This is a genomic window from Paenibacillus ottowii (assembly GCF_050516475.1).
Lineage (GTDB): Bacteria > Bacillota > Bacilli > Paenibacillales > Paenibacillaceae > Paenibacillus > Paenibacillus ottowii.
This window is the reverse complement of the sequence record NZ_CP191577.1, coordinates 4,393,545-4,415,411: the sequence shown is the minus strand read 5'-3', so window position 1 is coordinate 4,415,411 and position 21,867 is coordinate 4,393,545. Positions and strand designations below refer to the sequence as shown.

Genomic DNA, 21,867 nt, shown 5'->3' with positions numbered 1-21,867 from the left:
TTGAAAAGGAAGGGTGGAAACATGTCTATTCTGACAAGGAATCGGGGAGCAATGCTGTTATTGATGCTTAACATTTTTTTAGCATTTATGGGGATTGGATTGGTTGTTCCCGTGTTACCGAAATTTATAAGCGAGCTAGGGATGAACGGTTCTTCAATGGGACTGATGGTTGCAGCTTTTGCGCTGACGCAGCTTTTATTATCACCCTTATCTGGAAAATTGTCTGACCGTTATGGACGTAAAAAGTTGATTGTTTCTGGAATGATCATCTTCATGCTATCAGAGCTTGTTTTTGGACTAGCGAGTTCTGTTCCTACCTTATTTGTTGCGCGAATCTTGGGCGGGGTAGGAGCAGCGTTGCTCACTCCTTCTATAATGGCCTACGTCGCTGATGTGACCTCATTTGAGGAAAGAGGCAAGGGGATGGGGATGATCAATGCAGCAATTAACACAGGCTTCATCATCGGACCAGGAATTGGCGGTTTGCTAGCCGCCTATGGAATACGTATTCCTTTCTTTGCAGCGACAGGAGCTGCAGGAATAGCGGCTATTTTGTCTCTGCTCGTGCTGCCTGAGTCTTTAAGCAAGGAAAAACAACAGTACAATAGAGAACTTCCGCGTCAAAAAGAAAACCTTTTACAGCAATTTGCAAAGTCCTATCAATCTCCGTATTTCATGGGCTTGCTCATTGTATTTGTTGTTGCTTTTGGGTTGGCGAATTTTGAAACGGTATTTGGACTGTTTGTTGATCATAAATATGGTTTTACACCGATGGATATCGCCATCATTATAACGACAGGCTCTATTTTGGGAGCAGTTGTCCAAGCGACTATATTTGGATGGATCATTAACCGTTTTGGTGAGAAAAAAGTAATTCACCTTTGCTTGGCTATCGGAGGACTGTTTATTTTTCTAACTTTATTTGCCGAACAGTACGTGATGATTATGCTGACGACCTTCATCATTTTTCTGGCTATGGATATTCTTCGCCCGGCAGTAAGTACTTCTCTATCGCGGCAGGCCGGAGATGAGCAAGGCTTTGTGGCAGGCATGAACTCATCCTATACCAGCTTGGGTAATGTGATTGGACCATTAATTGCAGGACTGTTGTTCGATGTTCATATTAATCTGCCTTATATGGTTGCAGCTATAGCGTTACTAGCTTGTCTCGTCCTTTCACTACGTTCCAAGCAAGCGGGTGAACAACACTCGATAGCCCATACAGCAGAGCAACGTAGAAGCGGTTAGCCGCAGGTCTATATTCACCCCCGACTTAGGTCTAGGTTTAAAAACCGTCTGGGGTCCGTTTTGCCAAACGCTAGGTCAGCGTACAATAAGAACATAAGCAAGACACAGTGAAAGGCGGTGAGAAATAATGAGAGTTAACAAAGGAAATGGGTTAGCCATTGTACTGATCGTGTTGGGTTCGATTATGCTGCTCGGTAAGTTTACTCCGTTTTTCGGTCACTTTGTAGGACATCTGATTGGTTACTTAATTCCGATAGCCATGATTATGCTGGGGTACTACGGTGTGAAAAGAGGAAATGCACTCTTCGGCTGGATCGTGCTTGTGCTCGGGGTACTAATTTTACTGGGCAAGCTGTCCTGGCTGATTGGACCACTGCTGGCAATCGGGTTAATCATTTTTGGTGTATCCATGCTGAGTGACCGTAGAAGACGCTACTAATTGGGACAGTTTGAGGAAACAGAAAAATGTACGAAAGCAAAGAGTATGAAATGATGAAAATACGAAATTGTGAAAGGAGTAGACGCCAATGAGTGTTTTTCGAAGAATGCGTGATATTACGGTAGCAACCTTCAATGAGCATTTGGAACAAAGTCAAGATCCGGTCCAACTCATTGACCAGTTCCTATATAATACCCGCCAGGAAATCGCCGAGGCGGAAAAGCTTCATCAGCAGTATGCAGTGCATACAAGACAAATGAAGCAGCAGTTGGATCATGCATTGTCCATGCAGGCCAAACGGGAGGAACAAGCGCTTCTGGCCTTGAAAGCAGATGAAGAACACGTTGCAAAGCTAGCCCTTCAGGAAAAAATGCTGTATGCAGAAAAAGAAGAGCAGTATAGAGAACTGTGGGAGCAGAGCCGTGAATCCTTACGTGAATTGGAGCAGCAGCTGGATACATTAAAGACAGAATACGAGACAGTTCACAGTAAGCGTCAATATTATGCTGCACGTGTACAAACGTTGAGACTCCAGCAGCAAATGAACGAACGGGCAGGTACATACGGCGGACGAAATGTTCCCCGAATGTTCAACCGCTTGGAAGACCGGGTAGCTGATATGGAAGCAGAAACAATGAGTCTGCGAGATTTGCGCCGGGGTGAGGAGTATACGAGGGATGCTCACAGCGGTGGATCGCTGCTCGAACAAGAGTGGGCGAGACTGAAGAGTAAGCTGAACAACAACGGGAAGGAGTAAGTTAATTATGACCCGAATTTACCGATCAAGCCGGGATAGAGTATTAACTGGAGTATGTGGCGGTCTTTCTGACGCAACAGGAATGGACTCAACTTGGATACGTATTCTGGTTGTGATCAGTTTCTTTATTACAGCAGGCACCACATTTATGATTTATGTAATTGCTGCGTTAGTTATTTCCAAGGAGCCAAGATCTCCTTACGATGGGGGATTTGGTCCAGATAGCGGTCCCTACACCCATCAAGATCCACGCTATTATGGCGGTAGTAGTACTAGAACACAGTATGGACAAGGAAATGGTTACAATCAAGGCGGCGCATACGGCAACTCGAACGCGTTTGGTCAGGATGCCCGCTATTCATCCAAATTTAATACAGGGCACAACAGTGATCTGGATTCCATGATGGAAGATATCGAGAAAAAAGCAATGAAAAAGGAACTGGAAGAGTTACGTAAAAAAGTAGAGCAATTCGAGAAGGGAGAACGTAAATAATGGGAATCTTTAAAAGAATGAAGAATATGACAAGAGCATCGGTGAATGAAATGTTGGATAAAGTGGAAGATCCGATTATCATGTTAAATCAGTACTTGCGCGATATGGAGGCAGAAATTCACGAAGCTGAGGTAACAGTCGCCAAGCAAATGGCAAATGAGCGTCGCATGAAGCAGCGCTTGGAAGAGGCTGTACGTGTATCCAATGAGCGCGAAAAACAGGCCGAATCTGCATTGCGAAATGGCCAGGAAGAAGTAGCTCGCAAGCTGCTGGGCGAGAAGATTTATTTTGTGCAAAAGCAGGATGAATACCGCGACTTGCACACTCAAGCCGAGCTCCAAGCCAAAGAACTGGTACAGCAGCTTCACGGAATGAAGGATGAATTCTACAAAATGCGCAATAAGCGTAATGAGCTGGTATCCCGTGCTCAAATGGCAAAAGCCAAAAAGCAAATGTCGCAAATCAATAGCTTGCACACGATTGAAAGCGGGTCTGCTTCGCTGGGCTTCCACCGTATGGAGGAAAAAATCATGCAAATGGAGGCAGAAGCTGACGTACTGCGTGCCCCTTATCGTCAAGCACCAGGAGAGACTTATGTTAATCCCGCAGAGGCCGAAAAACAATTTAAAGTGGATGAGCAGCTTCAACAGTTGAAGTCTAAAATTCAGGCAGGTGCAAAACCTGTAGATATTAAGAAGGACTAACTACTCGGAACTCAAACATTATGATATGCTGTATAGATGGACACTGATCAATCATAGTGCTCAATCTGTATGGTTCAGGAAGCCATATGGCGATATATTACGCCACTATGGCTTTTCCTTCCTGTATAAACAAAAAAGGGGGTGCAGCATGGAGAGAAAAAAATCGGCCTTGGCACTGGCAGGGATTGGCATCGGGATTATCATTTTATTCGGTCAGTGGATTGGGTTCCTCTCTGTGGTTGCACTGATCCTAATGTTGGCAGGAATATATAAGATTCGCAATTCCAAAATCAAAAAGGGCTATACGATGCTTGCAATTGGTGCCGGTCTGCTGGTGCTGGATCATTTGTTCTTGTTTGTGGTGATCACCTTGGCTTCGCTGGCTGTGTTCTATTCACGTTCCAGGAAGCTGCATAAAGGTCAAAGCTCCATATTCAAACACAATTTCATATCCAATCATAAATGGGATGAAGTGCCGTGGAGCTTGCGCAGTACAAGCATATGGCATGTGGTTGGTGATGTGGATGCCGACTTGACGCTGGCTCTTCCAGAGGAACGTGAGCCCGTCGTATTTTTACAGGGGATCTTCGGTGACATTGACATCACGCTGCCGGATAATTACGGTGTAGAGGTAGAGATGTTCGTATTGTTCGGGCAAATTCAGTTTGACCGGGATCATGAGGCGGGGATGCTCAATCGACTGGTGTGGAAGTCTCCTCATTTTGAGCAGAGTGAATATAAAGTGAAGTTTGTCGTTTCGTACTTGGCGGGCGATGTCCGCATTCGATTTTATTGAATCAGGAGGAACCGGGATGAATCACAAGAAAACGTCCAACATGGTAACCCGCAGTATGGGTGAAGGTATCCTCCTGTGTGTTGTTGTGGGCGTAGTTGTTTTTTATATGCTGTATACATATGGATATGTGAAGTCGTTCCCAACCTGGGGGATGATACTGAAAGTAGCAGGCGCCGTTATACTGGTGTTGATTGGCACAGGGGCAATGTACGGATTTTATGAAAGCTATCGCTTTAAAACCAGGCTGGAAATGCTGAGAGAGACGTTGCTGATGTGGGAAAAGGGAACTCCTGCCCGTGAGTTGCCACCCTTGGGACATGATGAGCTGGGTAGACTAGGAGAGCAGTTGGAACGGATCGGGCGTAAATGGCAGGAGCAAGTTACGTCTTTACAACGTTTATCTACGGATAATGCTCAGTTGGCAGAACAGGCGAGGATGACTGCGATCGTGGAGGAACGGCAACGGCTGGCCAGAGAGTTGCATGACGCCGTATCGCAGCAATTGTTTGCTATTTCCATGACAGCAACGGCAGTGGGCAGGACACTGGACAAGGATTTTGATAAAGCGCAGCGTCAAGTTGCATTAATTGAAGAAATGTCTTCCGTGGCACAATCCGAAATGCGGGCGTTACTACTTCATTTACGACCTGTCTATTTGGAAGGGAAACGGCTTGAGCAGGGTTTGCGCGATTTGGTACAGGAATTACAGGCAAAGGTACCAATGGAGATTGATTTTGAGATGGAAAGCGGAGTACAGTTGGTTAAAGGCATTGAGAATCACTTGTTTCGCATTGTTCAGGAAGCGATGTCTAATACATTGCGTCATGCCAAAGCAACTCGTATGGAAATTCGTATTGTACAACGCCCGGATTCTATCAGGCTGACCATTCGCGATAATGGTATCGGTTTTGAGATGGATGAGAAAAAGCAGACATCCTATGGATTATCTACAATGCAGGAGCGGGTCAGTGAAATTGGGGGAGCTATTCAGTATATAACGGCTCCAGGAAAAGGGACACGGATCGAGGTGTCTGTGCCAGTTATTTATGATGAAAGCGGAAGGAACGATGATCATGGAAACGGAATTACCGATTAGCGTACTGTTGGTAGACGACCATGAAATGGTACGGATTGGGCTTGCAGCAGTGCTGGGTACGGAAGAAGGGATTGAAGTGGTCGGCGAGGCCGGAAGCGGAGAAGAAGGCATACGATTAGCTTCAGAATACAAGCCTAATGTGATTTTAATGGATTTGGTCATGGATGGCATGGATGGCATCGAGACAACACGTCAAGTGACACGCCTGCTTCCAGAGACGAAGGTGATTGTGCTTACGAGTTATCTGGATGATGAGAAGATGTATCCGGTCATTGAGGCAGGTGCATTCAGCTATTTGCTCAAAACGTCTCGTGCTTCCGAGATCGCGGATGCGATCCGTGCAGCTGCACGCGGGCAGTCCGTATTAGAGTCGCAGGTGGCCTCTAAGATGATGAATCGGTTTCGCCAGCCACAGGCTGAAGCGCCCGCACATACGGAGCTAACAGACCGTGAGATGGAGGTTCTTCGCTTATTGGCACAAGGGAAGTCCAACCAGGATATCGCCGATGAACTGATTATCGGGATTAAGACCGTAAAATTTCACGTCACGAACCTTCTCGCCAAATTAGGAGTGGAAGATCGCACACAGGCGGCAATCTATGCCTATAAAAACGGCTTAGCAGAGTAGACTGTAGAATGACGAATACAAAGAACCGGAGACGATGTATAGTCCTCCGGTTTTTTGTTATTCCGTAACATCATTAGATTAGGAGGAATAAAAAGGCGATTAAAGCCAGATCTAATGCAAGCCCTGCTCCGTATCCATATCCATATCTGCCGCGATAGCCTGCTCTGCCGTTTCCATACCCCCCGTTTCCATAACCTCCATTTCCATATGAGTCAAATGCACCTACGTTATTGGGAAAGTATGGATTTAGAAGTTCGTCCGGTGGTTTATTAAAGGAACTTAGCTTGGCAGAAGAGCGAGCTTTGTTTTTAGAATTCCTTTGTTTCTTTTTAGAGGAGATTTTTTTAGCTTTTTGTTTAGCTTTGTTACTGTAGTTTCCGGCAGCATAGAGACTACCAGGAAAGGAGGAAGGATATCCGTTCAACATCAGCTTGCCTTTGCTACACCCACTTAAGATGCCGATGTGTCGTGTACCATCACGCATAACGGCACAGACCATCCGTCCGCCATGAGGTGCCACACTGGCTTCATTTATTGGATAAATGGGAAACATGATTTCACCTCTTTTGGTGTAAGATGCGTTGTGATCATAGTTTATTCTTACAGTGTCTTCGATGTATGGTCGAACACCCAGTGAGCAGACGAATATTTTTGAAAGGTTGTGCTGACTACCTCTACGTATAAAACCTCTGACAACGGACATACTATTGATAGATTCATAGATTTGAATCGAGCTAAAAAAGAAAGCATTTCAATACAGTATGTGGGGACCTAGTGGTTATGGAGGGGGAGGAATGGCCATGTTAAAAGTAGGGATGATTAAAAAGGGAATGATTGCGATTTTGGTAGTAGGAACGGTGTTGGTACTGGCTGGATGGCGTTATGGAACTCTTCAGACAAACAGCAATGACTCCCGTGAGGCAGAAACAGCTTTAAGCTCGTTGTTAAACATCTCGGATCAAACCCCGGGTACACTGGAGAAGCTGGTTGTAAAATGGCAAGGAGACTGGATTCCTAATCATGAAGATCCGGCAGAGATGGCGGCACAGTTAGCTGATCAGCTAAATCTACCCACAGCAAGCAAACTTGTAGAAAATGGGCACACTCTTTACCGTTCTGTTCGTGATCATGAGGATTTAAAAATTCGTTTAAATATGATGGAACGTCAAGCTGGACAATGGTATGTGGTCGTTCAACTGGAAAGCAGTGATAAAGGACGTGAGCAGTTGGTTCAGCTTCATAAGCTTTGTGCCGAGCAATTACATTCTATAGGGGTTCAAGCACAGTGGAACATTGCCGTTCAGCGTTCGCTGCAAGCTAAGGAAAGCGTGGATCAACTGATGAAACAGACAGAAGCAAGCTTAGCAGGGAAAGTCTCCATACAGGCTAAAGAAAGATACACAGACGCAACCACAGTAGCTGTATCTTATGAAGCTCCAGATCTACCGTTAATGGTTCAAAGCGGTGAGCATCAAGTTCAGATGCAGATGGCTGTACATGAAGATAGAGAGCATCAAGATAAACGTATAACGCTCGGGTTTCCACTCATTACGATTGAATACTGACTTATAAGGTAAATTTATGATTCATCGGATAGCTTATCCATGTGGAATATGTTAAAATGTCATCAAATCTTTAGTTCCATGTTTTTCGAAAATCAAGTATGATCTTGTATAAATATACACAATACTACATGCGGATTTCGAGGATTGTGGATTGCGGAATCTTGACATGGGAAGAATGAGGTACTTCATGGCTGACATACCTGTTAAAGAATCTCTTGTGACACAAGGTACAGTTCTGTTTATTTTTGGTGCTACGGGCGATTTGGCTCGCCGCAAGCTATTTCCTGCTATTTACAGCTTGTATCGCGAAGGCAAGCTTGCTGAAGATTTTGCTGTTATTGGCGTAGCGAGACGTCCTCGCACAGAAGAAGAATTCCGTAATGACCTGTATGCTTCCATACAGGAGTTTAGCCGCTACAAAGCTGAGAATGATCAAGAATGGCAGGCATTTGCCGAGCATTTTGAATATAAATCACTGGATATCAACAATGTCGATGGTTTTCATGAGCTGAGACAGCAGACGGAGGCTATAGAAGGTAAGTTTAACATACCGGGAAATCGGCTGTTTTATTTGGCCTTGGCTCCTGAATTATTCGGAAGTGTGTCGAAGAGCTTGAAAGAGGGCGGTATGTTGGAAGGCAAGGGCTGGAATCGCCTGGTAATAGAGAAGCCTTTCGGTTACAACCTTGAGTCTGCACAAGAGTTAAACATTGAAATACGTGAAGTATTTGCCGAAGAGGAAATTTATCGGATAGATCACTATCTTGGTAAGGAAATGGTACAAAATATCGAGGTGATTCGCTTCGCTAACGCCTTTTTTGAACCACTATGGAATAACAAGCATATTGCCAACGTGCAAATTACGCTTAGTGAAACGGTAGGGGTGGAGGAACGCGGAGGCTACTATGATCATTCTGGTGCATTGCGCGATATGGGACAGAACCATATGCTGCAAATGCTCACGATGATCGCGATGGAACCGCCTAGTCGTTTGTTGCCAGAGGATATCCGTGATGAAAAGGTGAAGGTGTTACGTTCATTACGACCTTTTGAATCGACTGAAGATGTGAGAACCAACGTGGTACGGGGGCAATATACTGAAGGTAGTTATCGCGGCCAGCAGTTGCCAGGGTATCGCCAAGAAGACAAGGTTGATCCACAATCAAATACAGAGACTTATTTTGCTTCACGCGTGTTTGTAGATAATTTTCGTTGGGCTGGCGTACCGTTCTACATTCGTACAGGTAAACGCCTCCCAGTAAAAACTACGGAGATCGTTGTGGAATTTAAGAGTATGCCGACAAATGTATATCTCGGTCAAAAGCATACGTTGGAACCGAACTTGCTCGTCATTCGAGTTAATCCAATGGAGGGCATCTACATTAAAATCAATGCCAAGAAGCCTGGTTCGGAGTCAGATATTGAGCCGCTGGCAATGGATTTTTGCCAAAGCTGTATGGTGGGGATCAACTCACCGGAAGCTTATGAACGCTTGCTAATGGATGCGATCGAGGGTGATTCGACGTACTTCACGCGTTGGGATGAGGTGGCTACAGCGTGGGGATTCGTTGACCGAATTGCCAAAGCATGGCAGCAGACCCCGGATACGCTGGAAACCTATGCTGCAGGCTCGTGGGGACCTGATGGTGCTCACAAGCTATTGGAGCAGGATGGCTTCAAGTGGTGGCCGGTTAGCGGTCAGGATGAGGATAATGTCATCTGGCGGGTAGGCGGCACTCAATAATCCCGATTTGTCCAGCATCCCCCTATGTCCTGTTCAGGATGTAAGGGGATGCTTTGCGTTCGGAGTATGCTATAATAGCTTAGTCTCAGGTTTTCAGTTTGCAACTGATTATACGTTAAAGGCAGGCTAAAACATGTAAATAGATCGTATTGAGCATGAATATGGTAACGGAGTATGCCGAATACTGGAGCTAACGGCAATGAGCCGATGAACTTATGATAATAGGCGTGCATCATAGCCTTTTTATAAATAGCTTGAGCAGAATTGCAATGGATTTGATCATGAAGGGATATGTGAAATGAGTAAAACAACAGATATACTTCAACAGGAAGTCGACAAACGGCGTACGTTTGCGATTATTTCTCACCCGGATGCGGGTAAAACGACACTGACGGAAAAGTTGCTGCTGTTCGGGGGCGCTATTCGTCTTGCAGGTACAGTTAAGGCTCGTAAAGCAAGCAAGCATGCGACGAGTGACTGGATGGAGATTGAAAAACAACGGGGGATTTCGGTAACATCCTCAGTAATGCAATTTGATTATAACGGGCATCGCGTTAATATTCTGGATACTCCGGGTCACCAGGATTTCAGTGAAGACACGTATCGTACATTAACAGCTGCAGATAGTGCGGTCATGCTGATTGACGTAGCGAAAGGTGTGGAAGCGCAAACGATCAAGCTGTTTCAGGTTTGTGCGAAGCGCGGAATACCGATTTTCACCTTCATTAACAAGCTGGATCGTGAAGGACGCAGTCCCTTTGATCTGATGGAGGAATTGGAACAGGTGCTTGGTATCCGTTCGGTACCTATGAACTGGCCGATTGGTACAGGGCGTGATCTGTGTGGTGTTTATGACCGTGTCAAAAATCAGGTCGAGTTGTTTCAGGGAGATGATCATTCCACGATCAAAGTACAAAAGGTGGAAGATTACAATGATCCGATTATTCGCGAGATGGCGGGCGAATATTTGCACGACCAATTGTGCCAGGATTTAGAGTTGCTTGATGTTGCAGGTGACCCTTTTGATATGGAAAAGGTACAGCGTGGAGAATTAACGCCTATATTCTTTGGCAGTGCGATTAATAATTTTGGTGTGCAAACATTTTTGGAAAACTTCCTTCAGCTTGCTCCTAAGCCAGAACCGCGCCGCAGTACAGTGGGGGAAATTCAGCCAACGAACGAGAAATTTACCGGCTATGTATTTAAAATTCAGGCCAATATGAACCCGGCTCATCGTGACCGTATTGCCTTTTTGCGTATCGTGTCCGGTAAGTTCCAACGCGGGATGAGTGTTAAGCATGTTCGGATGGGTAAGGAAATTAAGCTGTCCCAACCACAGCAGTTCTTGGCACAGGACCGTGATATTGTCGAAGAGGCATTTCCTGGGGATATTATTGGTTTGTTTGACCCGGGTATTTTCCGCATTGGTGATTCACTCAGTCAGGGTGGTGAAGTTGTATTTGATGAACTGCCGACCTTCTCGCCTGAGATTTTTGCCAAGGTTACTGTAAAAAATGCCTTGAAGCATAAGCAGTATCTAAAAGGTATTGACCAGTTGACTGAAGAAGGTATGATTCAGGTGTTCCGTACGGTAAGCTTTGATGATACGCTATTGGGTGTTGTCGGCCAACTGCAATTTGAAGTATTTGAATACCGCATGAAGGGTGAATACGGGGTTGATGTACAGCTTCAACGTATGCCGTTCCAGTTTGCACGCTGGATTGTGGATGAGCAGATTGATCCGAGCAAGTTCCGTATTAACTCTACGCTGGTAAAAGATAAGAAAGGCAATTATGTCGCCTTATTTGAAAATGAGTATGCCATGCGTACGGCTATGGAAAAAAATCCGACCGCTAAGTTTTTAGAAATGGCTCCATAAAATGATATGCAAAACAGTCTGATCTCAGTCATTTGATATATACCACGAATAGTCCACTCGCATTCATGTCGAGTGGACTATTCCATTTTTAAATACAGGTAAAAAATAAAGAGCACAATAAAGCTAAACAAGAAGTTGAAAGCTAGAGCTAGGTTAAGGGCACGGGTTTGATTTTATCAATTTCTTCATGTGCCAAATGGACGAAATCCTGCTGCTGGTTTGGACTCATGTGCTTCCATACGATTTCAAGAATTACACCCAATCCAGGCAAAGCGGCTTCGGGTCCATCCACTGACCCAATAATCATATCCGTAAGATCAGCCTCTGATTTGCCGTGAACTTTGTGAACAATCGCTTGACGTAAATCCATTGTAATGGGCATGTGTACCTCCCGGATGTTGTAATAGTGGTCGAATGTATTATGGCTTGGGCTGTGGCCCAGTATACATGGAGAAGCATTTGGAATAAGGATGTCAAAATTTATGTTTGTAGCATGATATGCTATACTATGACGGACAGTATGGTGAGCGGGAGGTAAAAAAGGAATGGCAAAAAAACAGTATGCGGTCATTGGCATGGGACGCTTTGGTTCCAGTGTTGCCAGCGCGCTGAGTGAGATGGGTTTTGATGTGCTGGCTATTGACTCGGACGAGCAGCGTACACAGGAAATGTCGAATATTGTGACGCATGCGGTGTCTGCCGATTCAACGGATGAGGAAGCACTGCGAGCACTGGGTATCCGCAATTTTGACGTAATTGTAGTCGCGATTGGTGAAGATATACAAGCCAGCATTCTAACTACATTGATTCTCAAGGACATGGGTGTGCCTGCTCTTGTGGTCAAAGCACAAAATGAACTCCATGGGAAAGTGCTGCAAAAAATAGGTGCGGATAAAGTGGTTTATCCTGAACGGGATATGGGACTACGGGTAGCTCATCATTTAACATCTCCCAATATTTTGGATTATATTGAGTTGTCCAAGGACTATAGCATTTTGGAGATGCGTGCGGCTGACTCCATGATCGGCAAAAATCTGAAGGAGCTGGACATACGGGCACGCTTTGGCTGCAATGTGATGGCGATTCGCAGAAATCAGGAGATGAATATTTCACCTTATGCCGAGGATCGTCTGGAAGCGGGAGATGTCCTGGTCATTGTGGGGCACAAGGACGATCTGACCAAGCTGGAGCTGGCTTTTGCAGCTTAGTTAAGCTTGATGCTCAAGTACAGGTGATGCATCATTTATTTTTTAAAGAAACGGACCATAGAAACGGAAGGTTAAACCAATGGAAATCATTTCACCGAATAATGCGCGTGTAAAAGAATGGTCGCAATTACTGGAGAAAAAGCATCGCACACGGCAGCATAAATATATTGTCGAGGGGATTCATCTAGTGCAGGAGGCGCTGCGTTCGAAGGCGGCTGTTGAAAGCATCGCCTACGATTTGGACAAGGGGATTCCTGCCGAGCTAAACGGTCTGGATTCAGCCGACCAGCCGGTGGAATGGATTCCCGTGTCGGCGGCGGTCATTGCCAAATGCACCGATACCAAGACGCCGCAACCTGTCTTTGCTATCGTGCGTAAGCAGGAGCGGAGCGCATTCGCAGCATTGCTGGAGCAGCCAGATGCGCTGGTGATGGTGTTGGACGGGGTGCAAGACCCCGGCAATGTAGGCACCATCATCCGTAGCGCGGACGCTGCTGGAGCCGCAGGCGTTATATTGGGTCATGGCTGCGCCGACCTGTATAACCCCAAAACGATCCGCTCCACGATGGGATCGTTGTTTCATCTGCCGGTGATCGAAGGCAGTCTGGAGGAGCTTTTGCCGCAGGCTAAAAGCAAAGGGGCCCGCTTGCTCAGCACCTCGCTGGATGCGAGCTTGTCATGCTATACCGTGGATTTGCGTGTATCCACTTGGCTCGTGATTGGCAATGAAGGACAAGGTATTTCCGATGCTACCGCGCGTATGGTGGATGAATCGGTATTCATTCCAATGCAGGGACAAGCAGAATCACTGAATGCAGCCATGGCTTCCACGGTGTTATTATTCGAGGCGATGAGACAGCGAAGCTAATACCTGAGTGTTTATTATTCACTGATTCGAGTTTTCATGTTTTTATAGTGAAAATGGACAGGGTATTTTATATATGATGTTGTAAGATAAACCTCTTCATAAGAATAACTTAATAGCTTAGCTAACTTGACAGTCCCGATAAATAAAATTATTTTTGGGGCTGTTTTTTAATTTTTAGACAGAAGGAGGACTAATGGGAACAACATAATCAAACTGAATTCTCACAGATCATTGGGGTATCACAAGGAGCATTAATAGAAGCATAGTTTTTTTCAGCGTACAAGTTGATGAGCTTGAGTCCAGATTAATCTCAGACGTAAAAACACCTACAAGGCTATCTCCATATCTTACGACATGGCTTGATTCTCTTGAAGATGTTTTGATGTGTCTCACGTTTTGGGATCAGCTACGTCGTTAAGCAACAGGGGCCTTCACAATTGTAATCATAGTTGGAAACTTAAGCTGCATAGCAGCCAGTGTTGCGTTTTGTTGGCTTCGTCTCTTGCAAATTGGGGGTATTGGTAGCCATATTCAATTTGACCTAACAAATTATTGTCTCTGATTTTAGTAGAAATATAACCTGCTGCATGAAGGCCATTTTTACATCTCCAGACCTTGTTATAATCGTCCGACAGCAGGCCCAATTCTTTGAGCTCACCGTTCAATCTGACGGAAAGAACAAGATGTCTTCCACGCTTTCATGCCACTGCTCGCCTTCCCGCAATCCATAGACTCCCAACCGAGAACATAAAAACCGAACCTTTTTTCCATCGAGCGACAATATAGGGTGTAAGCTGCTTACTTAGGAGGGCCCTCTGAATGCAAAGTGAATCTATGTACCACGTGCTCACAAAAATGATTGAAGGAGATCAGCAGGCGTTTCACACGTTGTATGATGCCACCTATAAGGATGTCTATCGGACCGTCTCTTTTCTGGTGGATCATCCGCAGGATCGCGAAGATATTATGAATGAGATCTACATGCAAATGTGGACCTCGCTTCCCAACTACGATCCGAATCGTCCTTTCCACTTCTGGCTGCACGGCTTGGTCATCCGACAAGTGCAAAGATTCCGGGTGAAAAGCTGGAGGAGATTCCGAATTTTCGAACGCATCCGTGTCTTTTCTCGGGAAGAGCGTCATTGGGATCAGACCACGGTGAGGACGGATGGGACAGACCCTGAAATATCGAAGGCCATGCACAAGCTGACCGATAAACAGCGAACGGTGATCATACTCCGCTTTTACCACGACTATAGGCTGGAGGAGATTGCGACATTACTCGATATTCCGCTGGGTACAGTTAAGTCCAGATATCATGCCGGCCTGCAGTCACTTCGAAAACACTTGGGAAATCTCTCCTTGGAAAGGATGGAAAAGAACAATGCCTATTGAAAGCCAAATCAGCGAGTACCTGCACCAAGAAGCAGAGACCATGGAATGCCCCCCGGCTGTTTCCAAACGAGTCGAACAATCCTATTCTCAATACGTACAACGGCAAAGGAGCAAAAAAACGATGAAAAAACGATTGATCGGCGGCATCATCGCTGCAGTAATTATGATTCCAACCGCGGCATTCGCGGCCCCTCCCCTGATTGAAATGATTACGAGAACACCGATGACAGCCAAACAAGTCAAGATGGATGCGGTTGGCCAAGCAGCGCTTGAAAAGTTGTATCGCTCTTATCCGGAAACCAAGTCGTTTGAATTTATCGACGCCAGCCAGATTGGAGGAGACCCCGCGAATACAAGTCCGGGGAAAGCCATTCAAACAAGCATCGTGCTGCAGGAAAAGGGAGCTCACGGCAAAAAGGTCCGACTTGATTTGAACGGTATCACGGGTGAAATCGAACAAGTGAACCAAGAGAATTGGGAGCCTCAGGAGAAGCCGGTCATCTCCTTAACCGATCAAGAAATCAAATCGAAAGTAGATGACCTCATTAACAAACTGTACGGCAGCTCCAGTAAGTACGAATGTAACATGGAGCCGATGCAGAACCCGGACCAAAAAACATTTATATTGAACTACACCGAAAAGGGATCAACAACGCCGTTTTATCAGGCATTCGTTCAAGGGAATACGATCAGCGTTTCTCTGATCGGAGGCGGCCCTGCTCCATCCGTGGAAGGCTTTTTCATGACTAACGGCAAGCCTGACTATACTGCAGATGCCTTTTTAAACGATGAAGAGCTCTTTTCTTTACTTCACATGAGTCCAGCAGACTTGAAAGAAGAATTGGCAAAGGGGGCATCTGTCGTCGAGATCGCAGCATCTAAAAAGATTTCCAAACAACAAGTCATGGACGTTATCGCAAGTACGCAGGCTAAAAAACAAATCCAAGCGGATCCGCATGGTGGAGCTACTGTTGACGATCGTACGCTGGAACTATTGAAACGGATTCTTGAACCCAAAGTATTGAAAGTGATTGAACACAAAACGGAAACGCCTTGGTAGGGAGAGCAATACAGAGTGTATGGTGTTTGATATAGTTAAGTAAAACGCGATAAACGAAACAAAGAAAGCTTCAGACTGATTCATCCGGTCTGAAGCTTTCTTTTCATTTGTCAGCTCACTATGATTTGTCCCACGTTATGGGGTCAGTCCCAACAGTACACATATCTGAACTTCGATTGAAAGAGGCGAAACATGTATTCAAGTCAACAGAGTGGTCCATGTCTGATATTAGTGAAGAATTGCGATTAGAGAATTCATCGTCGTTTACAGGGTGGTTTGTGAACTGGGAGGGAATATCTCCGCAAAAATATAGAATTCTTAATAAGAGATAATAAGGACACTAAACTTGGTAAAGAAATTTTTTAAAAAGAGTTTATACTATAAGTCTAGCTATTCTTTGACTACAACTATAGCTTCCTTAAGCATGGCATTGTATCAAATGAATACCTTAAGCTTAACTTTTTGGTTTAAGATTGATTTTGTGAAAGTTAAGAAATGAGTGACATTAATAGGAAGGAAGTTGTATCTTTATAACAAAAATTGAGGGCTTTTAACATTCCTTAGCTCCAATTACAAGAAGATATTCTCCGGAACAACTTTGTGGATGTCAGGTAGTATGGGGGGGAATCTTGCTCCATTACGTATCGCAGAGTTTAAATCTGAACTAATTGAAGGAAGAACTTTTGTTGACACTAAACAAACAACTCGCGAACTGGACTGCATAAATATGTGAAGTTTCACAATTTCCATTGAAAGTACGATCCGTGATTTTGAGAGCATTCTTTCTGAGTTGAAGCTAGGTATATCACTAGCGGAACAACAAGGGGATACGACAAACAGAGGTGCAGTTTCTTTATCTAAATAAGTTTGAAGTGTAGATCACTTCAAGAGAGAGGTGCATCAAGTCAAAATTAAGAGGCATAAGCGCGGGACATTCCTATGGGGATTAGTAGAAATACGGAAAATGAGTCGGGTCATAGAACCCGACTCATTTTTTTATAAAGACACACGCTTCTGATGATCTGAATTCTTTATACCTTACAACAAAGTAATGTTTTTGTAAGCTTTGGCTGTTGTTCCTTAGATAGAAGCTAATTAGTATGGAAAATAGCGAGCCGAGGAGAGAAGTGAGCAAAGTATGAAATATTCAAAGCATAAAATTAAAGAGGTATTTAAGTCGAAATTATGTTGTAATGAAACGTTAAAAAACTATAAAGAGATCATGATTACAGTAATAGTTATCGCCATTATAATTATCATGTTAATCACTCTGGTGTTTGGCACCATGCATATCATTCGGGATTCAATTTACACCATGAGACTCTCCTAAGCTACAAATAAAAGGAATTCGGTTGTTGTTATTGCTTAGACAATCAAATAAAGGCATGATATAGAGAAAATTATGTTATTTAAAATTTTAGCACTAAGAAGGTAGAAAACACGATGCATAAAATATTAATCGTAGAAGATGACCCTCAAATTAGCTCCTTACTCCAATCCTATCTTGAGAAATATGGTTATCAGGGAGTTGTCGTTTCAAATTTTGATCAAGTATTGGGTATTTTCCAGGAGGTAAAGCCAGATTTGGTCATACTGGATGTGAATTTACCTCGTTTTGATGGATTTTATTGGTGCAGGCAAATTCGTACTCAATCTACTTGTCCCATCCTGTTTGTATCCGCGCGTGACGATAAAATGGATCAGGTCATTGCTTTGCAAAACGGAGCCGATGATTACATCACCAAACCGTTTCATCCCGAAGTACTGTTAGCCAAAGTAGAAAGCAATCTGCGACGTGCCTATGGTTTATATGCAGTTGCCCAAAAATCACGCTCCATAACAGTGTCAGGCTTGACTTTATACCCTGATACTATGGAACTGGTGTTTCATGACAAGCAGGTAGAAATGAGCCAAAAAGAAGCTGCACTGCTGGAGCTACTGATGACATATCCCAAGCAGGTTGTAGGGAGAGTTCATCTCTTAGAGGCTTTATGGGACGATTACCAATATGTAGGCGAAAACACACTGAACGTTTATGTTACTCGTGTCCGTAAAAAGCTGGCTGAGTTGGGGCTGGAGGATATTATAGAAACGGTTAGAGGAGCTGGATATCGGCTGCACTTGACTGAGGAGGAAGAACAGTGAAGCTGTTTTGGCGTGATCATTTTTCTATGATCCTTTTTAATATTATCCAACTTTTTCTTGTGCTGAGTATTTACTGGATGGATGGTTATCATAACTTGTCGACCGCCCTGTATTCGGTCTTTTTTGGGTTTATCCTATTGCTGGTCTATTTGCTATTCCGGTACGTCATGTATTCTGGTTTATACCAAATATTATCCACTGCTAACATTAGAGATTTAGATGAGCTTATTCAGATGAAGGTACTTAATCCGTTAGCCTCTGCTTTACAGCATTTGCTTTTACAATTTTACCGATTGTACCAGTCTCGAATTCATCAATTAGAGCATCAGCAGCGTGATCACATTACATTTATAAATCAGTGGGTCCATCAAATGAAAACGCCCTTATCTGTAATTCATTTAATTCTCAGAGGAAAAATAGATCCCGAGTCGGATCAGATTCACGATGAGATTGATCGAATGGGCAAAGGACTAGATATGATTTTGTATATGTCACGATTGGAATCTTTTGAACCAGACTTTTATGTGGAGCCTGTTGTATTACGAAAGCTGGTTGGTGAAGTGATTTATGATAACAAAAGATTATTGATCCGCAATGAAATTTATCCTTCCAATGAAGTGGACGAGCAGTTGAATGTGATTACCGATGCCAAATGGCTGAGATTTATCATTAATCAATTGGTGACCAATGCGGTGAAGTACTCTTCAGGTTATGCCCACAGCCTAAAATTGATATCTGACGTAAGAGATCATGTGATTGTGCTGAAAGTGCAGGACGAGGGGATTGGTATCCCTAAAAAAGATATAGAGCGGGTATTTGAGGCTTATTACACAGGTGAAAACGGACGGAAGTATAGTGAATCTACCGGGATGGGGCTCTATTTGGTGGCAGAAATCTGCAAAAGGCTGAATCATGACATTCAACTCCAATCGACGGTTGGTGAAGGAACGACGGTTGAAATTCAATTTCCAATACACCCATAAGAAACCTTACAACACATTTAAGGTTTTTGTAAGGTTAATCGATCGACGCTCTGATTCGGATGGATTATGATCATAACATAGAAAAAAGAAAGGAATGGACGATGGAGATTGTACGAATGGATCAAGTCACCAAAATATACTATGGTAAGGTTCCCCACCGAGCCCTCAACAATATCCATTTAACGATTCAACAAGGTGAGTTTGTTGGCATTATGGGTCCGTCTGGTAGTGGGAAGACAACATTATTAAATATGATTGCGACCATTGATATGCCGACTTCTGGCGAGGTGAGCATTAAAGGGGAAATTCCACATCTGCTCAAGAAGGATAAGCTGGCTTTATTTCGCCGCAAAGAACTGGGGCTTGTATTTCAAGACTATAATTTGCTGGAAACCCTCACTTTGGGAGAGAACATACTGTTTCCTCTGATGCTGAATAAAAAAGGGTTAAAGGAAATGGAGCACAAACTGGAAGAAGTAGCGAAAAAACTGGATATTACAGACGTTTTGGACAAACGGCCTTATGAGGTGTCGGGGGGACAAAAACAACGTGCAGCCATAGGCAGGGCTATGATTCATTCTCCTTCGCTCCTGCTTGCAGATGAACCAACCGGAAACCTCGATTCCAAGTCTTCGCGTGTTGTAATGGAAATGCTGAGCCTTGTCCACCGTGTAGACTATTCTACAATTGTGCTGGTAACACACGGCGCCTTGGAAGCCAGCTATTGCGACCGGGTCATTTTTATTAAAGATGGTGAGTTATATAATGAAATCCGTCGTAGTCATAGTCAGCAAATATTTTTTCAGGAAATCATAGATATGCTCTCCTTTTTGGGGGGAAGTAGACATGCACATGAGCTTTCGTCTGTTAGCATGGAATAATCTCAAACGCAATGCGCGTGCTTACGTTCCTTATTATTTAAGCAGCTCCTTGATGATTACGATTTTTTTTGTATATGCGGTATTTATTTTTCACCCGGATGTCTCGAATGTAATCACAGCAGCTAACGTAAAAAAGGGATTACAGGTTGCGGATTTGTTGATTTTTGTATTTTCCTTTTTTTTCGTATTATACACAAACAATATCTTTGTTGCTGCACGTAAGAAAGAATTTGGTATACTCACCATTTTAGGCGCAAGTCATAGACAAATATATTTTTTAGTAGCTTTTGAAAATCTAATTATCGGCTTTTTATCATTGGTTACTGGTATGATTGGGGGATTTGTTTCAGCAAAGTTTTTTCTGCTTTTGGGCTCCAAAATCACAGGAATATATTTAAGATTTTATTTTCCTTGGAAAGCACTGGTTTTTACAGGAATCGGTTTCATGTTTTTGTTTATATTGATCTCACTTGTGTCTGTTTTTTTCATCCGACGTTTTAAACTACAGCAGCTTTTTAGCAAGGCTCCTCAGCTCAACAAAGAGCCTAAAGCTTCATGGAGTCTGTCCATTCTTGCCATAGTATTAATCGGAGCGGCTGTATATTTAATGAAGCTTGATTTTTCACCCTACATTTATCTGGCACCGTATCGTTTAGGGGCCCTTTCCTTTTATATATTGCACTATTCGGTCGGAGACACCTTTAAATATACAGTTGTAATGGGATCTCTGGGTATTTACTTATTTTATACTCAATCATGTGTACTATTCATTCAATTGCTTAGAGCTAACAGGAAATGGTCTTGGAGCGGATCGCGTTTGTTATGGTTATCTGAGATCACATATAAAATGAGGAAAAATGCCGGGCTCTTTTCATTGATTACCCTCATTTCTATCATTTCCTGTGTAGGAGCAGCGTCAACTTTTGACTCCATGCAGCAGCAAAAAAGATTTCTTAGGGAGCAGTCTTATTCATTTGCATTTACTTCTGATGTTGTAAGTTCTATCGAGCTTGAAAAAGAGATTGACCAAAATCTTTATACGGCTGGAGTGGATTATTCGAAGGGTGAAGTGTTGATCTTTCCCTTTCGGGAACAGATCGCGCCAGTGATGAAACAATCCAACTATGAAGCACTTGCATCCAAGTTTAAGAAGCTGAAGCAGGTACCTGCGCTTCGGGAGAATCAAGGTTTTTTCATTATCAATCCAAACGGGATGTCTCTCGAAGAAAAGAAAACCTTTTTTGAAAAAAAGCTAACTTACAAGCAAGGGAAATCTCATATGATAAATCTTCAGATTCTGGATACTAAGATGATAGATCATAACCTGAAGTTTGATGGAAATATCGTCTCTGAATTAGGAAGGCTACTTGTTGTTTCTGATCGAACTTACGACTATTTAATTGAACATCGGTATTTCAATGATCCGTTGGCCTATAAATCTACTTATTATTTTGTGCCAAAATGGAAGAATGGCCAGCTTTCCTTAGAAACTCTTGAAACTCAACAGGAGGTATGGTTGTATTCCGTGTTGGCCAACAAGGTGAATAAAGGAGTGCTTAACTCCAGGGCCGTAGACTATTTAACATCAGAAATGGATCTGGTTATTAGTGAATTTATTGGCGGATTTATCGCCATTATTATGTTGGCTAGTACGGTAAGCCTGCTGTATTTCAGATTGTATGTAGATCTTCAGCGAGATGAAGAAAATTACCGAGCTTTATCGAAAATCGGACTAAACTCAAAAGAAATGAGACAATCGGCTTCCAGACAAATTGCATTCCTGTTTCTTCTGCCATTAGTCGTATCGTCTATAGGAATGGTGCTTTGTTTAGTGATGTCAGAACCATCTGTAATATATGGAGTACCCGTTCATCTTACGCTGATTCAAATTATGCTGTGCTTCTGGGCCATCCAATTTCTTTCCTTTCTTATTGTACGTTCTCTGTATCTTCGTCAATTAGATTTAAAGATACTATAA

Annotated in this window: 21 protein-coding genes and 1 pseudogene; 20 read left to right on the top strand and 2 right to left on the bottom strand. The window is 43.6% G+C overall.

The genetic code is table 11. From position 1 onward, the window contains the following. Window positions 1–21 precede the first annotated feature (21 nt). The 8 genes from ACQQ6X_RS20555 (at window position 22) to ACQQ6X_RS20520 (ending at window position 6,161) form a co-directional block, all read left to right on the top strand. Window positions 22–1,248, top strand: coding sequence for an MFS transporter (locus ACQQ6X_RS20555; RefSeq protein ID WP_305166823.1), 1,227 nt, complete (start codon window positions 22–24; stop codon window positions 1,246–1,248). Between the two features lie 127 nt (window positions 1,249–1,375). Then, complete coding sequence (locus ACQQ6X_RS20550; RefSeq protein WP_017428655.1) at window positions 1,376–1,687, top strand: LiaF transmembrane domain-containing protein; 312 nt, start codon at window positions 1,376–1,378, stop codon at window positions 1,685–1,687. Between the two features lie 88 nt (window positions 1,688–1,775). Next, window positions 1,776–2,444, top strand: a complete 669-nt coding sequence (locus ACQQ6X_RS20545; RefSeq protein ID WP_149034277.1) for a PspA/IM30 family protein — start codon at window positions 1,776–1,778, stop codon at window positions 2,442–2,444. 7 nt (window positions 2,445–2,451) lie between these two features. Beyond that, window positions 2,452–2,937 (top strand): PspC domain-containing protein, encoded by a 486-nt coding sequence (locus tag ACQQ6X_RS20540; protein ID WP_142613503.1) that lies wholly within the window; start codon window positions 2,452–2,454, stop codon window positions 2,935–2,937. Beyond that, window positions 2,937–3,641 carry a PspA/IM30 family protein gene (locus ACQQ6X_RS20535; RefSeq protein ID WP_305166822.1) on the top strand — a complete coding sequence of 235 codons (705 nt, stop codon included), beginning with the start codon at window positions 2,937–2,939 and terminating at the stop codon, window positions 3,639–3,641. Before ACQQ6X_RS20540 ends, ACQQ6X_RS20535 begins: the two co-directional genes overlap by 1 nt. A gap of 148 nt (window positions 3,642–3,789) precedes the next feature. Then, window positions 3,790–4,437: a cell wall-active antibiotics response protein LiaF gene (gene liaF / locus ACQQ6X_RS20530; RefSeq protein WP_063209667.1), complete on the top strand. Its 648-nt coding sequence runs from the start codon at window positions 3,790–3,792 to the stop codon at window positions 4,435–4,437. A gap of 16 nt (window positions 4,438–4,453) precedes the next feature. After that, a complete protein-coding gene (locus tag ACQQ6X_RS20525) occupies window positions 4,454–5,533 on the top strand; it encodes a sensor histidine kinase (protein ID WP_063209664.1) in 1,080 nt (359 codons plus the stop codon). After that, on the top strand, window positions 5,511–6,161 hold the full coding sequence (locus tag ACQQ6X_RS20520) for a response regulator (protein ID WP_013372995.1): 651 nt from the start codon (window positions 5,511–5,513) through the stop codon (window positions 6,159–6,161). The genes ACQQ6X_RS20525 and ACQQ6X_RS20520 overlap by 23 nt, the downstream gene beginning before the upstream one ends. Before the next feature lie 73 nt (window positions 6,162–6,234). Here the strand turns inward: ACQQ6X_RS20520 and ACQQ6X_RS20515 are convergent, their stop codons facing one another. After that, window positions 6,235–6,714, bottom strand: coding sequence for a hypothetical protein (locus ACQQ6X_RS20515; protein ID WP_305166821.1), 480 nt, complete (start codon window positions 6,712–6,714; stop codon window positions 6,235–6,237). 247 nt (window positions 6,715–6,961) lie between these two features. On the opposite strand from ACQQ6X_RS20515, the gene ACQQ6X_RS20510 reads away from it, so the two are divergent. The 3 genes from ACQQ6X_RS20510 (at window position 6,962) to ACQQ6X_RS20500 (ending at window position 11,349) form a co-directional block, all read left to right on the top strand. Continuing rightward, window positions 6,962–7,726, top strand: coding sequence for a YwmB family TATA-box binding protein (locus tag ACQQ6X_RS20510; RefSeq protein ID WP_369425865.1), 765 nt, complete (start codon window positions 6,962–6,964; stop codon window positions 7,724–7,726). 187 nt (window positions 7,727–7,913) lie between these two features. Then, a complete protein-coding gene (gene zwf, locus ACQQ6X_RS20505; RefSeq protein WP_305166819.1) occupies window positions 7,914–9,470 on the top strand; it encodes a glucose-6-phosphate dehydrogenase in 1,557 nt (518 codons plus the stop codon). A 298-nt stretch (window positions 9,471–9,768) separates the two neighbouring features. Then, the gene (locus tag ACQQ6X_RS20500; RefSeq protein ID WP_063209656.1) at window positions 9,769–11,349 is read left to right on the top strand and encodes a peptide chain release factor 3; all 1,581 of its coding nucleotides are present in this window, start codon (window positions 9,769–9,771) and stop codon (window positions 11,347–11,349) included. Between the two features lie 148 nt (window positions 11,350–11,497). Here ACQQ6X_RS20500 and ACQQ6X_RS20495 read toward each other — a convergent pair whose 3' ends face one another. After that, window positions 11,498–11,731 (bottom strand): small acid-soluble spore protein SspI, encoded by a 234-nt coding sequence (locus tag ACQQ6X_RS20495; protein WP_063209654.1) that lies wholly within the window; start codon window positions 11,729–11,731, stop codon window positions 11,498–11,500. 157 nt (window positions 11,732–11,888) lie between these two features. On the opposite strand from ACQQ6X_RS20495, the pseudogene ACQQ6X_RS20490 reads away from it, so the two are divergent. The 9 genes and pseudogenes from ACQQ6X_RS20490 to ACQQ6X_RS20450 form a co-directional block, all read left to right on the top strand. After that, window positions 11,889–12,557, top strand: a pseudogene (locus ACQQ6X_RS20490) (potassium channel family protein); the annotation flags it as partial. Between the two features lie 79 nt (window positions 12,558–12,636). Then, entirely contained in the window at window positions 12,637–13,425 is a 789-nt protein-coding gene (locus tag ACQQ6X_RS20485) for a TrmH family RNA methyltransferase (RefSeq protein ID WP_149034267.1), read from the top strand. Between the two features lie 819 nt (window positions 13,426–14,244). Continuing rightward, the gene (locus ACQQ6X_RS20480) at window positions 14,245–14,820 is read left to right on the top strand and encodes a sigma-70 family RNA polymerase sigma factor (RefSeq protein ID WP_013372986.1); all 576 of its coding nucleotides are present in this window, start codon (window positions 14,245–14,247) and stop codon (window positions 14,818–14,820) included. Then, on the top strand, window positions 14,810–15,880 hold the full coding sequence (locus ACQQ6X_RS20475) for a hypothetical protein (protein ID WP_305166817.1): 1,071 nt from the start codon (window positions 14,810–14,812) through the stop codon (window positions 15,878–15,880). Before ACQQ6X_RS20480 ends, ACQQ6X_RS20475 begins: the two co-directional genes overlap by 11 nt. A gap of 107 nt (window positions 15,881–15,987) precedes the next feature. After that, entirely contained in the window at window positions 15,988–16,212 is a 225-nt protein-coding gene (locus ACQQ6X_RS20470; RefSeq protein WP_308736882.1) for a helix-turn-helix domain-containing protein, read from the top strand. Window positions 16,213–17,323: 1,111 nt separating this feature from the next. Further along, complete coding sequence (locus ACQQ6X_RS20465; protein WP_305166816.1) at window positions 17,324–18,025, top strand: response regulator transcription factor; 702 nt, start codon at window positions 17,324–17,326, stop codon at window positions 18,023–18,025. Next, window positions 18,022–19,008, top strand: a complete 987-nt coding sequence (locus ACQQ6X_RS20460; protein WP_305166815.1) for a sensor histidine kinase — start codon at window positions 18,022–18,024, stop codon at window positions 19,006–19,008. The genes ACQQ6X_RS20465 and ACQQ6X_RS20460 overlap by 4 nt, the downstream gene beginning before the upstream one ends. A gap of 101 nt (window positions 19,009–19,109) precedes the next feature. Beyond that, window positions 19,110–19,889, top strand: a complete 780-nt coding sequence (locus tag ACQQ6X_RS20455) for an ABC transporter ATP-binding protein (RefSeq protein WP_063209642.1) — start codon at window positions 19,110–19,112, stop codon at window positions 19,887–19,889. Then, window positions 19,855–21,867 (top strand): ABC transporter permease, encoded by a 2,013-nt coding sequence (locus ACQQ6X_RS20450; protein WP_369425862.1) that lies wholly within the window; start codon window positions 19,855–19,857, stop codon window positions 21,865–21,867. Before ACQQ6X_RS20455 ends, ACQQ6X_RS20450 begins: the two co-directional genes overlap by 35 nt.

Excerpts from the sequence above, each read along its gene's own strand:
- ACQQ6X_RS20555 (WP_305166823.1), top strand. The coding sequence starts at position 22 with ATGTCTATTCTGACAAGGAATCGGGGAGCAATGCTGTTATTGATGCTT.
- ACQQ6X_RS20550 (WP_017428655.1), top strand. The coding sequence starts at position 1,376 with ATGAGAGTTAACAAAGGAAATGGGTTAGCCATTGTACTGATCGTGTTG.
- ACQQ6X_RS20545 (WP_149034277.1), top strand. The coding sequence starts at position 1,776 with ATGAGTGTTTTTCGAAGAATGCGTGATATTACGGTAGCAACCTTCAAT.
- ACQQ6X_RS20540 (WP_142613503.1), top strand. The coding sequence starts at position 2,452 with ATGACCCGAATTTACCGATCAAGCCGGGATAGAGTATTAACTGGAGTA.
- ACQQ6X_RS20535 (WP_305166822.1), top strand. The coding sequence starts at position 2,937 with ATGGGAATCTTTAAAAGAATGAAGAATATGACAAGAGCATCGGTGAAT.
- liaF (WP_063209667.1), top strand. The coding sequence starts at position 3,790 with ATGGAGAGAAAAAAATCGGCCTTGGCACTGGCAGGGATTGGCATCGGG.
- ACQQ6X_RS20525 (WP_063209664.1), top strand. The coding sequence starts at position 4,454 with ATGAATCACAAGAAAACGTCCAACATGGTAACCCGCAGTATGGGTGAA.
- ACQQ6X_RS20520 (WP_013372995.1), top strand. The coding sequence starts at position 5,511 with ATGGAAACGGAATTACCGATTAGCGTACTGTTGGTAGACGACCATGAA.
- ACQQ6X_RS20515 (WP_305166821.1), bottom strand. The coding sequence starts at position 6,714 with ATGTTTCCCATTTATCCAATAAATGAAGCCAGTGTGGCACCTCATGGC.
- ACQQ6X_RS20510 (WP_369425865.1), top strand. The coding sequence starts at position 6,962 with ATGTTAAAAGTAGGGATGATTAAAAAGGGAATGATTGCGATTTTGGTA.
- zwf (WP_305166819.1), top strand. The coding sequence starts at position 7,914 with ATGGCTGACATACCTGTTAAAGAATCTCTTGTGACACAAGGTACAGTT.
- ACQQ6X_RS20500 (WP_063209656.1), top strand. The coding sequence starts at position 9,769 with ATGAGTAAAACAACAGATATACTTCAACAGGAAGTCGACAAACGGCGT.
- ACQQ6X_RS20495 (WP_063209654.1), bottom strand. The coding sequence starts at position 11,731 with ATGCCCATTACAATGGATTTACGTCAAGCGATTGTTCACAAAGTTCAC.
- ACQQ6X_RS20485 (WP_149034267.1), top strand. The coding sequence starts at position 12,637 with ATGGAAATCATTTCACCGAATAATGCGCGTGTAAAAGAATGGTCGCAA.
- ACQQ6X_RS20480 (WP_013372986.1), top strand. The coding sequence starts at position 14,245 with ATGCAAAGTGAATCTATGTACCACGTGCTCACAAAAATGATTGAAGGA.
- ACQQ6X_RS20475 (WP_305166817.1), top strand. The coding sequence starts at position 14,810 with ATGCCTATTGAAAGCCAAATCAGCGAGTACCTGCACCAAGAAGCAGAG.
- ACQQ6X_RS20465 (WP_305166816.1), top strand. The coding sequence starts at position 17,324 with ATGCATAAAATATTAATCGTAGAAGATGACCCTCAAATTAGCTCCTTA.
- ACQQ6X_RS20455 (WP_063209642.1), top strand. The coding sequence starts at position 19,110 with ATGGAGATTGTACGAATGGATCAAGTCACCAAAATATACTATGGTAAG.
- ACQQ6X_RS20450 (WP_369425862.1), top strand. The coding sequence starts at position 19,855 with ATGCACATGAGCTTTCGTCTGTTAGCATGGAATAATCTCAAACGCAAT.